General features: G+C 65.3%; 8 protein-coding genes and 1 tRNA gene. 6 read left to right on the top strand and 3 right to left on the bottom strand.

Annotation, left to right across the window (positions count from 1 at the left end; translation table 11 throughout):
* The first annotated feature begins 45 nt into the window (after positions 1-45).
* Complete coding sequence (locus FXO23_RS42305) at positions 46-882, top strand: thioredoxin-like domain-containing protein (RefSeq protein ID WP_158893109.1); 837 nt, start codon at positions 46-48, stop codon at positions 880-882.
* A 6-nt stretch (positions 883-888) separates the two neighbouring features.
* On the top strand, positions 889-1,608 hold the full coding sequence (locus tag FXO23_RS42310) for a DUF305 domain-containing protein (protein WP_246258353.1): 720 nt from the start codon (positions 889-891) through the stop codon (positions 1,606-1,608).
* Here the strand turns inward: FXO23_RS42310 and FXO23_RS42315 are convergent, their stop codons facing one another.
* The gene (locus FXO23_RS42315) at positions 1,609-2,535 is read right to left on the bottom strand and encodes a cation diffusion facilitator family transporter (protein WP_158893111.1); all 927 of its coding nucleotides are present in this window, start codon (positions 2,533-2,535) and stop codon (positions 1,609-1,611) included. It abuts the gene before it with no gap.
* A 224-nt stretch (positions 2,536-2,759) separates the two neighbouring features.
* Between FXO23_RS42315 and FXO23_RS42320 the strand changes: the two genes are divergently transcribed.
* The 3 genes from FXO23_RS42320 to FXO23_RS42330 all read left to right on the top strand — a co-directional run bounded on the left by FXO23_RS42320 (position 2,760) and on the right by FXO23_RS42330 (position 6,295).
* Positions 2,760-2,832 (top strand) — tRNA-Arg (locus tag FXO23_RS42320).
* Positions 2,833-2,914: 82 nt separating this feature from the next.
* The gene (locus FXO23_RS42325) at positions 2,915-4,717 is read left to right on the top strand and encodes a tyrosine-type recombinase/integrase (protein WP_158893113.1); all 1,803 of its coding nucleotides are present in this window, start codon (positions 2,915-2,917) and stop codon (positions 4,715-4,717) included.
* A 276-nt stretch (positions 4,718-4,993) separates the two neighbouring features.
* Positions 4,994-6,295 (top strand): hypothetical protein, encoded by a 1,302-nt coding sequence (locus FXO23_RS42330; RefSeq protein WP_158893115.1) that lies wholly within the window; start codon positions 4,994-4,996, stop codon positions 6,293-6,295.
* 571 nt (positions 6,296-6,866) lie between these two features.
* Here FXO23_RS42330 and FXO23_RS42335 read toward each other — a convergent pair.
* Positions 6,867-7,805: a hypothetical protein gene (locus tag FXO23_RS42335; protein WP_158893117.1), complete on the bottom strand. Its 939-nt coding sequence runs from the start codon at positions 7,803-7,805 to the stop codon at positions 6,867-6,869.
* A gap of 2 nt (positions 7,806-7,807) precedes the next feature.
* Positions 7,808-12,214: an AAA domain-containing protein gene (locus FXO23_RS42340; protein WP_158893119.1), complete on the bottom strand. Its 4,407-nt coding sequence runs from the start codon at positions 12,212-12,214 to the stop codon at positions 7,808-7,810.
* 471 nt (positions 12,215-12,685) lie between these two features.
* Here FXO23_RS42340 and FXO23_RS42345 point away from each other — a divergent pair, with 471 nt between their 5' ends.
* Positions 12,686-12,898: a hypothetical protein gene (locus tag FXO23_RS42345; protein WP_158893121.1), complete on the top strand. Its 213-nt coding sequence runs from the start codon at positions 12,686-12,688 to the stop codon at positions 12,896-12,898.
* The last annotated feature ends 461 nt before the right edge of the window (positions 12,899-13,359 follow it).

Here is a 13,359-nt window from a genome sequence, read left to right on the forward strand (position 1 = left end):
GGCATACCACGTCGGCGCTACAGCACTTCGGAGAATGCGGGAGCCATGGCCAGCGGCACGAAGAAGAAGGGCACGCCCAAGAAGGTCGCCAAGGCGACCCGCACAACGTCGGTGGTGAGCAAGAAGGGCGTGCCGTGGCTCACCGTCCTCTCGGTCGTCGGCGTGCTGGCCCTGGCGGGCGTGGTGTTCGGCTACTACTACGTGCAGTCCGCCGACAAGCGGGAGCAGAAGTCGCGCGAGGAGGCGGCCGCCGCGTTCGCGCCCTCGCCGAGCAACCCCGACCCGTCGACCAAGATCGAAGGCGTGGTCAAGGCCGACTACCCGGGCAGCGTGCACGTGCTGCCGACCGAGCGGGTCAAGTACGACAGGACCCCGGCGTTCGGCGGGCCGCACGACGGGTTCTGGGCGGCCTGCACCGGGATCGTCTACCCGAACGCGGTGCGCACCGAGAACATGGTGCACTCGCTGGAGCACGGCGCGATCTGGATCGCGTACAACCCGCAGCAGATCACCGGCGACGCGGTGAACAAGCTCAAGGTCCGCGTCGAGGGCAAGCCGTACACGATGATGTCGCCGTACCCCGGGCTGGACAAGCCGATCTCGCTGCAGTCCTGGGGCCACCAGCTCAAGCTCGATTCGCCGGACGACCAGCGGATCGACCAGTTCATCGTCGCGCTCCGGCAGAACCAGAACACCTACCCCGAGGTCGGCGCCTCCTGCGACGCGATCGGCCCGGGCCAGTTCGATCCGGACAACCCCCCGCCGTTCGACCCGACCCCGCCCGGCCCGGACGCCAAACCGATGGACTACAAGGGCTCGCAGGGCGCGCAGCAGGACCAGATGCCGGGCGGTCAGCAGCCGGTCCCGCCGCCGGGAGGCTGAACCTCGTTGGCTGACCAGGAACACCCCGCGGCCGAGCCGGTGGTCGTCGACGAAGGTGAGCCGGAACGGCCCGGCTGGCCCCGGATCGTGATCATCGGGGCCGCGATGGCGGCGGTGCTGCTCGTCGGCGCGACCGTCGGCATGCTGCTCACCCAGTCGCTCATCGACGAGGCGCCCGCGTCACCCGGCGCCGGTTCGGTCGAGGTCGGGTTCGCGCAGGACATGTCGGTGCACCACCTGCAGGCGGTGACCATGGCCAACTGGGCGCGCGACCACTCGGCCGACCCCGAGGTCAAGCAGCTCGCCTTCGACATCCTCAGCACGCAGACCGAGCAGGTCGGCCGGATGAAGGGCTGGCTCATGCTGTGGGGGCAGCCGGAGCAGGCGACCGGGGCGTACATGACCTGGATGACCGCACCGGGCGGCCATTCCCACGGAGGCGGGCAGACGCAGGCCGCGAGTGGCGGTGCGCCGATGCCCGGGATGGCGACCACCGAGGAACTGGCCAAGCTGCGGTCGCTGACCGGCAAGGCGATGGACGTCTACTTCCTGCAGCTGATGCTCCGGCACCACCAGGGCGGCACCTCGATGGCCCAGTACGCGAAGGACCATTCCCCGCTGCCGGCCGTGCAGGCGCTCACCCAGAGCATGCTGGTCTCCCAGGGCGCCGAGATGGAACTCATGCGCCAGATGCTCACCGCCCGGAACGCCCAGCCGCTGCAGTAGTCACCAGGAGAGGTGGCAGCGCTTCGCGGATTCCCGGGGCTCGACCTGCAGGGTGGCGTGCTCGATCGAGTAGCGGGTCGCCAGCAGGTTCTGCGCGTCGGCCAGCACGCGCGCGGTCTCGGTTTCCGGCGCGACGGCGAGGTGCGCGGAGGCGACCTCCATCCCCGAGGTCAGGGTCCACACGTGCAGGTCGTGCACGTTGTCCACGCCGGGCAGCGCGTTCAGCTCGGTGCTGATCTCGGTGACGTCGACGTCCTGCGGGGCGTGCTGGAACAGGATGCGCAGGGCGCTGCGGCCCAGCCGCCAGGCCCGCGGCAGGACGAACAGGCCGATCGCCACCCCGATGATCGGGTCGGCGTAGGGCCAGCCGGTGAACAGCGTGACGGCACCGCTGGCCAGCACGCCGACCGAGCCGATCATGTCGGCCATCACCTCGAGGTAGGCCCCGCGCACGTTGAGGCTCTCCTTCGAGCCACCGCGCAGCAGCAGGAAGGCGGCGAGGTTCATCAGCAGGCCGACGAAGGCGACGAGCGTCACCGGCAGCCCGGGCACCTCGGGTGGCGCGGAGATGCGGGTGATCGCCTCGTACAGCACCCAGGCGGCGACCGCGAACAGGAGCACCGCGTTGGCCAGGGCGGCGAGCACCTCGGCCCGGAAGAGGCCGAAGGTGCGCCCGCGTTTCCGGGCGGGCCGCCGGCCGACCATGACGGCCACCGCCGCCAGGGTGACCCCGAAGATGTCGGTGAACACGTGCGCGGAGTCGGCGAGCAGGGCCAGCGATCCGGTGACCAGCCCGACCGAAACCTGCATCACGAAGGTCACGCAGCCCAGCCCCACCGCGATCCAGAGCCGCGCCAGGTACTTGCCGCCGGCGCTGACCGCCTGGTCGGGCGTCAGCCCATGCCCGTGACCGTGCCCCTGTCCCATGGAGAAGCCTCCCGTTCGTCGTCCCCAGGGCCAACATATAGTGATATGCGCATGTGAGCAATACAGGCGAGGCTAACCTACCACCGCCGACGGTACTGGCGACACCTACGACCGGCCCATACCCCGATGGCATAAGCCGCCGTTCTTCCCACCCCTCGAAACCGATGCCCGCCTGCACAACCCCAAAACGCCATGCGCTAGGCTTCCCCCAGTCGCACAGCGGCGCCCTCGTAGCTCAGGGGATAGAGCACTGCCCTCCGGAGGCAGGTGTCGCAGGTTCGAATCCTGCCGAGGGCACACAGGTCAGAGCCATAGTTTCGGCCCGGTGGACACCATGCGTGGAACGAAACATGGAACAAAGCGCCGTACCCTCGGGTCTATGGCGAGATCATCCACGCGCCCGAAACGGCCCCAGAAGGGTCATATCGAGGAACTGCCCAGCGGGGCGCTCCGCGTCCACGTGTACGCCGGTACTGACGCGCTCACCGGCAAACGCCTCGACTTGAAAGAGACCATCCCGGCCGGGCCGGACGCCGCGGAGCAGGCCGACGCGGCCTTAATCCGGTTACTCCATGAAGTCAACGAACGGCGGAACCCGAAGACCAACGCCACGGTCCGCCAGCTGTTCGAGAAGTACTTCAAGCACTACCAGGGCGAGGAGACCACCAAGCGCACGGAAGAGCGGCATGTCAAGAATCACATTCTCCCGCTGATCGGCGACGAGAAGGCGCGCCGGGTCGACGCCGACCTCCTTGAGTCTCTCTACGCCGAGCTGCAGCGCTGCCGCCTCCACTGCACCAACCCGAACTTCATCGAGCACCGGACCTCACGCGAGCATGTGTGCGATGCACGCTGCCACCCGCACGAATGTGAGCCCCTGGGCGCGTGGACGATCCGCAAGATCCACTTCATTATTTCCGGCGCCTTCGAGCGTGCCCGGAAGATCTGGAAGTGGGTCTCGGCCAACCCTGCGGCGCTGGCCACACCTCCACCGCCGCCCCCGTCCGACCCCCGGCCGCCCTCACCGCAGGAGGCCGCCCGGATCCTGAACGAAGCGTGGAAGGACCTGGCCTTCGGTGTCCTGGTCTGGGTCCTCATGGTCACCGGCGCGCGCCGGGGCGAGATCTGCGGCCTGCGGTGGAAGCACTTCGAGCCTGAGCGAGGTGTCCTGGTCTATCGACGGGCCGCAGCTCAAGATGGCAAAGATCTCTGGGACAAGGACACCAAGACCCACCAGATACGCAGGGTCGCGCTCGACGCCGAGACCGTCGCGTTGCTCGTGGACTTCAAGAAGTACTGCGAACAACTGGCAGCCGCAGCGGGGCTGACGTTGAGCCCGGAGTCGTTCATCTTCTCCCTCGCCCCCGACGGCAGCACCCAGCGCAAGCCACGCTCACTGACCCAGCGATACAACCGGCTCGTCGAGCGGCTCGGCATCGACACCACCATCAAGCAGCTGCGCCACTACTCGGCCACCGAGCTCATTGCCGCCGGCGTGGACATCCGCACCGTTGCGGGCCGCCTCGGCCACGCCGGGGGCGGCACCACCACCCTCAAGGTCTACGCGGCCTTCGTCGCTGAAGCCGACCAGCGCGCCTCCCAGACGCTGCTCTCCCGTGTGCCGAAACGGCCGGAGGCACCGCCGGACCCCCTTGAGCGCGCCAAGACCAACCCGCAAGCCCCGTACGAAGAAGTCGCCGCCTCACTGCGTCTCGACATCTTGCATGGCGTCCTGCCCGCGGACACCCCGGCCCCCTCCGTGAAAGAGGTGGCCCAAGCCCACGGCGTCAGCATCGGGACGGCACACCGTGTCCACGGGCTGCTACGGAGTTGGGGCCTCCTGTCCGAAGGCGGTCGAGGTCGCCGTCCCTTGATCATTCGCCCCGCCGACCCCGCGCAGGAATCCGTGTCGGCTGCTCCGGTCGCCGAATCGACGCCCATGGATCTCGGCAGCGCGGCCACCTCCGGCGAGGCCCTGCTTGACCTGCGGCTACTCGCCCTCGGCGAGGAGGTCAAGATGTTCAAGGCCAACGCCGATCCGGCGAACCCGACGCACCTCGAACGGCTGCTGAGGGCATCGGCCCGCCGCCACGGTGGTGCTGACGTGGACCTCGATGATTACGAGCTGGAGGTGCGCCTGGCGGATACAGGAGACCTGGTGACTACCTTCGCGGCGTTGTAGGTCAACGCAATCCGCTGATAAACGCTCGGTGAAGCCGGGGCGGCTCGCGACCGGACGACCGGATCACGACGGCTTGTTGTGCCGTCGTTCCCTGGCCCAGGGAATAATGCGCACTGGCCACTGACACGCAGTCCCATTCGCTACGACGTGAGCCAGTGCTGTGCCCGCCGTGCCTGGGTCGTCGGGACCAACGGACGCGGGGCTCTCTTGCGGTGTCGGCCAGCAGTGCTTGACTAGTACGCCGGGAGGGCGACCGAGCGAGCTGGGGAAGGGCGAATGCGCTGGTTGCTGGAGCAGCTCTACGGGGGAATCGACCGGACGGTGGCGTGGTGGCCAGTGCGCTACTTCGTCTACGTTGTAGTGACCGTGGTCGCCACGAGTGTCGTGACGCGGTTGCTGGTGGGCGGACTCGTCAGGCTCGGTGCTCGCCTGCACGGCCGAGTGATAAGCACGCGGCTCGACAGATGGTGGACGGTGCGGCTCGGGAGCCGGTGGCTGCGTGTGGACGCACCGGTCGCCGGGTTTCATTGGGATCGGGTTCGCGTTTGGGTCGGGGGTGTGCTGGCTCCGCCGCATCTGTCTGGTGCCCGGTTGTGCGCCCATGTGCGTCGTGCCTGGCCGGTTGCCCGGGGCATCGACCGGGCGGTGAACGTGGTAGCGCTGGTGGGCCGGGCAAACCGGCTCCTGTCGGTCGTGCTCGCGGCTGCCGCTGTCGCCTGGGTCCGCCCGCCGTGGATCGAGGTGCCGGCCGCCTGGCGGCAACTCGCCGTGGCCGTCTCCTGGGTGACGCACAGTTCGCTGCAAGCGGTGCTGGCCTCCGCGTCGGCCGTGATCGCGCTTGTCGTGATCGTCAGTCGCGGAGGCGTGCTGGACCGTCTGCGGTTCCGCGAGGAAGCCACCCGCGCCGCAGCCCGCCATTTGGTCAGCCTCAACGGTGCCCTCGTGCCGCTGGCCTCCACTGTCCATCAGGTGCACCGCGACATCCTGGGCACCGCCAACCGTCACCACCTGCTCTACCGCGCTGTCGCCGAAGCCAGCGACAACACCGTCACCTGGCGCAAGGATGGGCGGCTGGACTTCGACCGAGCACCCATCCGGCTGCAGCGTGGCAGCGACGCCACCTGGCCTAGTCCTGCGGCGGTGGCAGTGGACGAGGTGATCGATCGGGTCAACGCCGTCCTAGCGGAGATCGCCGAGTCGGGCTTGAGCGATTCCGTCGAGCGGCTGCTGAAGCCGGTGGACACCGAGGCGGTTTACCTGGGGGTCGCCATCGTCGGAAGCATGGACAATCATCGACTCGAACTCGGCGCAGCCTCCGACCGGGTCGATGCCCAGAAACGCTTCAGCGATCACTTGGCCCGCAGGTTCGAACGACGCGATGGCGACCGTGATTACGACGATGCGACAATCGAGGAGCCCGCACTGCAGTTGTGCTGGGAGCAAGCCCGCAACCTGGATCGACTTGCGCTTGACTACCTGTTCGCCTGCCGCCGCATCGACACCGTGTGCCGCCATCTTCAACAACGGCAGGGTGGGAATGGCTGGACAACCAGGATCGCGATGGCGCTCACCAAATAGAGCACTGCCAGCGAAATCCCAACGCCCGGTCGCCGCCACACCGCATGGAGCACGCCGACGGACGGGAGAAAATCGTGGCTAGCACAGGTGTGTGCCCGGTTTGTGAGAGACGCTGTCGACAGAGGAAAGACGGGTCCGGCCTTCGTGTCATGCACTATGTCAATGTCACGAAGCTCATCGGGTACGAGCTGAAACCGTGTCGGGGCGCGACTCCTGAAGGGATCAGGCCGACCGCGGCCGTCATTGCCGACGGCAAGAAGTCAGGCATCCAGTGCCCTGCCTGTGACCGACGAGTGCCCGAGACGAAAGACTTCCGCCCGAAAAAGCACTGCTCACCAGGAACGACGAAGGACTGCCCCGGTTACACGCACAACAAGCGCACCCGTTGAGGTGCTGAGCGGTCCGGCGGTGGCCCACACCCTGTCGAAGGCGTGGACTCTGAAACACCCGACCAACTGGGGTGAAGTGATGGAGCCGGATAGTTCGTGACCATCAGTGGCAATTGCGTTACGGTCGGTTGTAATCGAGGTGTGCCGGGCGCCGTCAGAGCGCTGATCCCACCGCGGGGCTGTCATGTCGACACTCCCCAGGGGCCTTGCTCGTGCATGCGTTTGGCTCTGGCTATGGGGTGGGGTTGGCTTGCCGGGCTTGGTCGTGTACGGCCGAGGTCGTTGATGGTTCCGACCACTATGGGCCAGTAGATGTTGAGGGTATCTTCGTCGGGCACGTCGCCGATGATGCGTCGTTGTTCGTTGGCGTGGACCAGGTTGCGGAACTTCCTGAGCGCGTCGATCACCTCGTGGACGTCGCTGTCGATCCAGCCGAGACGATGGGCCACATAGGTCAGCGCGTAGAGCTTCCAGTCACCACTGTTCCTCGGTTTCTTGATGTTCCTTTTCTTGACTTCGGCGTCGTTCCACAACTCGTCGGGTATCGGACGGGTTTCGGCGGCATCGAGCAGGATACCCTCCAACAGGCTGCCGGAGAGGATGATGGCGGCTAGGTAGCAACTGGTGTCGCGGCAGGCATAGATCTCCCGGACCCGTTGATTGAGCAGTGGCACCAAATCTGTGTCTGTGACAATATCTTCGATACGGTACAGAAGTTGGGATCTGCTCAGCTCTTCCCAGGCACTTGGTTTGGGAGCTGCCCGACCGGCTCTGACGTGGGGGCGGAGATCGTCGTCAATCTCGACGTGGATTCCCTCGGCTTCCAGTAAACGATTCAAGTCCACCTCGATGTCGGTGACCACGTCTGGTTGATGCGGATACTCGCGGCGGTCCACCAGGCGGCACAGGACTTGTTCGATCGCACTGGTGTCATTGCGCTTTCGTTGGAGTTGTTCGATTGTCCAAGATCGACGGGTGTCGCCGTTATAGTCTGCGATGTCGGTCCAGCCGGCGCGCCGAAAGAAGGAGACCAGGTCCACTGCTCTGCGGTAGTAGAGCGTGTCGTCGCCGCAGATGAGGCCAGCAAGGGCGGTAAGCGTTTGTTCATCCAGTGGCTCCACGGTCACACCTCCCCGTGACCTGTCCTTGGGTGCACTTGGTGCTGTTCCAACGTTTGCCAGACCGGGCGCATCGCCGACTCCGGGTCGAGAATGAACTGGCTGTGTGAGACGCGACAGAACGGCCAGCCCGCCCGGTGCAGTTCACGCAGGGCTGTGGCGTCGGCTTGGCGTTGTTCTGGGTCAGCCCCCGTGTATTCGTTGCAGACAACGGCCACTGAGGAATCGTGCCCGCGTACTACGATGTCCAGGCGGCGCTCGCCGACGAGCACTTGCGGGTGAGCCTCGTAGCCGCGTTTACGGATAGCGCGATACACCCGCTGCTGCAATAGGGAACTGAAAGGATCCCGCAGCACATGTGTCGGCACCTGTTCGACGTCTAAGGTGACGTCCTTCCTTCTCCCGACGTGTCGGTAGTGATTCATCATCAGGTATCGCAGGTCGTCGCTGTCGAGGTCATCCGGACCCAACGACGTGATGATCCAGAGTTGGTCTTGCGCTCGACTGACGGCCACATTGAGACGCTGCTGGTAGCTGATGCTGGTTCGCTGCTGACGCGCGCGACCAGCAACCACGGTGGACACGAACATGACGTGGCGTTCATCGCCCTGGAAGTCGGCCGCGGAACCCACGGCGATGTTGTGACGATCGATGTCTTCGGCGGGGATACGCTCAAACAACAGATGCTCAATGAGCTTACATTGTTTGGGGCTCTGCAAAGCAATAATGCCGAATGATCTTTCTGAGTAGACAGGGTCGGCGAGGCATTCGGAGAGTTTGGTGATTATGTGCTCTGCTTCGACCTGGTTGGTCATCTGATCGCTGGTGCCGTCGGTGTGACCGCCGCGGACGTAGTTGATCATTACCGGCTCAAGGCGGTCGGCACCATACTGTCTAAGGGGAACCAGTTCCTTGTCGTAGAACTGGGACGAGGGCCAATCGATGATTTCCGGCATGCACCGGAAGTGTTCGCGGAGCCGGATCACCGTCGGGAACGCGCTGCCGAGGATGCTGTACAGATTGCCGTTGGGGAGCATCTGCATGCGGATGTCATCGCGTACGTCGGGAAAGTCGGCGCGCAAGCGGTCTTGCGCTTCGCCAAGGTTTCGCTGGCTGCTTAGCGGAGTGCACTGCTTGTCGTCGCCGACGACAATCACGCGGGGTGCGAGCCACAGCAGGAACAACGATGTCAGCCCTGCTTGGCTCGACTCGTCCACAATGACGACGTCGAAAGAGTTCGGTTTGGCTTGAAACACCTCCGGGACACGGTTGATCGGCATCACCCAGGCCGGCACAGCTCCTTTGGCCGCCCGCATCGCCGCCGTGGCGGCACGTCTGTAGTCGGCCGTGTAGCTGCCCCGCCCCGGTCCTTCCTTCCGGGCAAAGTGCCCGAAGTTGCGGAGCGCCCGCAGTTCGCCATTATTCATGTCGCGGAGACAGTGTTCCCACGCCCGCGCCGTCGCCAAATCCGCTGTGGCCTTCCGCAGCGCGGACTTGGCAGCCATCAAGTCTGCCTCTCGTTCGGCATCCAGGCCAGGCAGGTGCGACGTGCGTACGAACCGTTCAGCAAGTGCCCACGCCCACGCCGAGTGCACCTCGGCGATCCGGGTATCCCATGCGACGTCGGACGGCGTCGAAGTCAGCGCGGACACCAGCGCGGGGTGAGCCTGCCGCATCTGATCGACTAGCGCGCGGTGACGTCGATGGCGGTCGATGATCGGCCGAACCTGGCCAAGGCTCTCGATCGCATCGCGATAATCGTCGAGATTGCGCGCGTCGAGCGCACGCCACACCACCGCGGTTTCGGGAACCGCGTCGTGTCGTTGAGCTTGCCCGCCCCACCAGTCCACCAACTCGGCGTAACGACCCTGGTCATCGTGAGCTTGGTGTCGGTGACGTGCCACGTTCATCGCATTGGCGAGTCGTACCCAATCCCGGTGGGAGGCGAGCACGGCGAGCGCCGACTGGCTCGCCAAGCCGACACGCACCGTGTGGGTGAGCCAGTCGAGCTCGTGAACGTAAGGCAGGTGCGGTTCCGTGGTGTGGAGCCAGGCCAGCCGCTCCATCGGAGTTGTCGCCGTGCCGGGTGGTGATGCTACGTAGCGCCACACATGGTCCAGGAGCGCGATTCCCGCGAGGATGTCAAGGTACTCGTGCACCGTATGGGCAGCTTGGGGCGTGTCCGGCTCCGTCTGGCGGAATTTGCAGTTAGCCCGAACCAGCGCCGTGGACCGCGCCAGTTCCGTGTCGGTTCCGATGACCCTCCTGCGCAGACGTTGCTTTGCCTGAAGGCCATCCCGCAGCACCGCTGCCTGATCCCGCAGAGTCGACCACGCGCCCGGGTCAGGCTCGGCAACTGCGACATCGCGGAAGATCGGATCCCGAGCCCGTTGGTACAGCTGAGTCGCCTGACCGTGATAGCCAACGACATCACGCCACAGTCCGATGTTGTGGTTCGCAAGCAGATCGTCCACTGCACGGATGAGCCAGGGGTGGCCGCGCTCGCCCAGCGCATTCAAGTGGGTGGCGAGGTCGAGCAGTCGCTGCACATGCTGCTGGCAGTCAGCCACGAGGTCCGTGGGAAGGCCGGTGAGGGTATCGGCTAGCCGCAGTGTCTCGTCGTCCACCTGCGGAGGCGTGATCGCGCGTAGCCATTGCCCTACGGCATCCGGCGTCAGCACGTCGTCCACACCGGGGACGCTCTCGTCGGCTCGCGTGGGGCCGTGAGGATGGTCCAGGAGCATGCGGCGCAACTCAGCCAGCTCAGCAGCCGACAGTGGACACTCCGATGGGGCGCCATCGGGCAGAGGTGGCAGCCAAGAGAAGCGCTCTCGTTGGGCCACCACCTGCTCGGCGATTTGCGCAAGGCGACCCTGGTACCCGCGGACGACCTCGGCGTGCTCGATATGTTCGGCATCGCGCAGAGCTGTGAGTTCCTTCTCGAGGCTGGCGACCTTGCGTTGCGCGGCCTCCCGCCCTGCAGTATGCCGATCGACAGTTTGCTGGACCGTCCGAAGATCCGTGCCGGCGACATACGCCGACATCGCCTGCACACTCGATTCCAACTGGCTGGAACGTCCTCGCCGCGCTCCGACCAACGACACACACAGGCTCTGCATGTCCTTCGGCAGCTTGTCCCGCAACACCCGCAGCGGCTGCTCACGCTGGCTCAGTACCAACACCCGAAGGCCGGCTGCTAACAGCGCGACCGACAGATTCGCGATGGTGTGTGTCTTGCCTGTGCCTGGCGGCCCTTGCACGACTGCTCCATTGTCCTCCCGCACCCGATCAAGCACACGGCGCTGCTCCGCGTTGTATTCCTTGGGGAACAGCGGATCGGCTTCAAACAGATCACCGGTGGGAGAGCCGGTCGCCGCCAACCACTCACGTTGCTGTTCAGGCGTCAGCGTGCGCAGCAACTGCACGAGCCCCAGCGGGACCGTCACTTTTCCCGAGCGCAACTCCTCCAAGATCTGGTCGTAGAAACCGACGATGCTTGCCCGGTCCCGACGCCGCAGAATCAACGCAGGAGAAGTGGTCACCGTCAGAACGGTGCCGTCCAACGAGTCCGGTGGAGTGCGCAGCGGGACGTACGGCGGTGACTCGGGAAGCATGCGCCCCACCCATTCCGCCAGCCACTTGTCCGCCCCCTCGCTATGTGGAAGCAGTGTTGAATTCTCGACCTCTTCCCGCACCGAGTCGGCCATGCCCAGCCGATCGCCGAGAGCAGCAACCAGAAACCGTCGGTCTTCGAGCTGGAGTGGCGCATCATCGTCCGGTCCCACCAAAACCACCGAGGACTTGTCGTCCACCTGCACAAACAGTCGCTTCGCCAGCAGGTGACGACTAATCGCGTTCGCCTGGGCGTCCTGCCCCACTACCAACCCCGAGCACAGCACCAATTCGTACTCGTCATCACGAGCTGACAATTGTCGAGCGACACGGCGAAAGTCTTCATAGAACTCACGACGCGGCCGCATCGCCTCGACCTCATCCAACCACCTGTCGCGGCTGACCACGGCGCGCTCGTAGACACCGCGCAGAGCGTTGTCGCTCTCGCCGTTCTCGCCGCGGTGGAGAGCGGTCGACAACTCATCAGAAACCCGCGGTTTAGCCACCTCGGGGTCCACCCATTCCCGCATGTTCACGTGATCCCGAAGCACAGAGGACAGGCTGGGCGGCTCCGGAAGGCGTACGTGGGCAACACGCATCAGCGAGCCATCGCGACGAGGAGAGTTGGCGAACTCCACCCCGGTCGGCAACTCTGCTAACCACCAGCAGCGTTCAAAACCCTCAAGGCGCAGCACGTCCGACCGGCTCGACACAGCCATGTCCCGCAGATACTGCACGAGCTTGATCACCTCGCGGCGTACAGCCGGGTCATCCGGACGCATGCGATCCGCGTCGGTCACAACAATCCCCTCTCCGATGAGCAACAGGCCAGAATCCCCAACAGTCGAGGGAGGATCAACCACACCTGGTCAAAGACACTGGAACGGCCGCACAGCAACCGCCACGTACTACACAGAGTCAACACCGGATACCACTAGTTTCACCAAACGAGGTATTGCCCAGTCGACTGTCGACCGATAGCGGTGCCCCGCTAGTCGTGGACCGGACACCTCCGATTGGCGCGATGCCCGGCACCGGCATCGTCGCACTCCCTTCCCGATGGCCCCCACCGTCGTGGCGCGGTGTGGATTGCACGCCAACTGCGCCGCCCCGGTCAGAGGCGACCAGATCCGGTGGCGCGCAATACGAATGGTGACCAGCGAGCGGTCGCTGTCGTCGCTCTCTTCCACCTGGTACTCCTCGACCAGCGGCAAGGCCGCGGCTGAGCCTCGCCAGGCGTCCGGGCGGCGATCGCCGTGTGGATCACTGGGATGGTGACCGCTGGTGCGCTGACACGGCACGCCGAGGCGGTGAGCGATGTCGACGAGCCCGACCCGGCGAGCGCGTTCCAGCGCCCGACGATCCAGCAGCGGCTCGGCGTCCGGGTCATTGTTCGATTCCACCTGGAACTACCGGTGGATCAGGCCGCGCTACTGAGTGTCGTACGGCTCGGGATCGTAGAACGGGCCGTCCTGGTCGAGTGACGGTGGCCAGAGTTCAGCCTCTCGGGTGGCGAACCAGTTTGTCTGCGCATGTGGCTCGTTTGTTGCCTCGGTCCGGATTAGTTCGGCCGACTCCGACGTTCGACTTGCGCGGTTCACACCTACGAGCGGACGTACCGTGCCTACTTGCGTCAAACTGAGTCCCTGTCGCTCGGTCGTGTGCGGTCTGGGATGATGGCGTTTCCGTCCTTGGTCGCGGCTGTGAGGGAGTCGGCTGTGGTTCACTCCATCCCTGGCCCGGACGTCTCGCGGGAAGCTCTTGCCGAAGCGATCCGCAGTACCTACGCGAATGACCCCCTGCAGTGAAGAATGCTGCTGGCCAGCCTTTAAATTTAAGTCCGCCCGTGCGTGACGAGGATTTCGCCTTTGTTGATCAAGCGGAGCGCTTCCGCCGGATATGGGACGACGTCGTCACGCAAAGGATCGACCGGATACCAGCAACT

The sequence above is a fragment of the Amycolatopsis anabasis genome (genome assembly GCF_009765355.1).
Taxonomy (GTDB): domain Bacteria; phylum Actinomycetota; class Actinomycetes; order Mycobacteriales; family Pseudonocardiaceae; genus Amycolatopsis; species Amycolatopsis anabasis.

What these genes read in the sequence shown, in the direction of transcription:
- FXO23_RS42345 (WP_158893121.1), top strand. Translation starts at nt 12,686, where the DNA reads ATGGTGACCGCTGGTGCGCTGACACGGCACGCCGAGGCGGTGAGCGAT.
- FXO23_RS42315 (WP_158893111.1), bottom strand. Translation starts at nt 2,535, where the DNA reads ATGGGACAGGGGCACGGTCACGGGCATGGGCTGACGCCCGACCAGGCG.
- FXO23_RS42325 (WP_158893113.1), top strand. Translation starts at nt 2,915, where the DNA reads ATGGCGAGATCATCCACGCGCCCGAAACGGCCCCAGAAGGGTCATATC.
- FXO23_RS42330 (WP_158893115.1), top strand. Translation starts at nt 4,994, where the DNA reads ATGCGCTGGTTGCTGGAGCAGCTCTACGGGGGAATCGACCGGACGGTG.
- FXO23_RS42305 (WP_158893109.1), top strand. Translation starts at nt 46, where the DNA reads ATGGCCAGCGGCACGAAGAAGAAGGGCACGCCCAAGAAGGTCGCCAAG.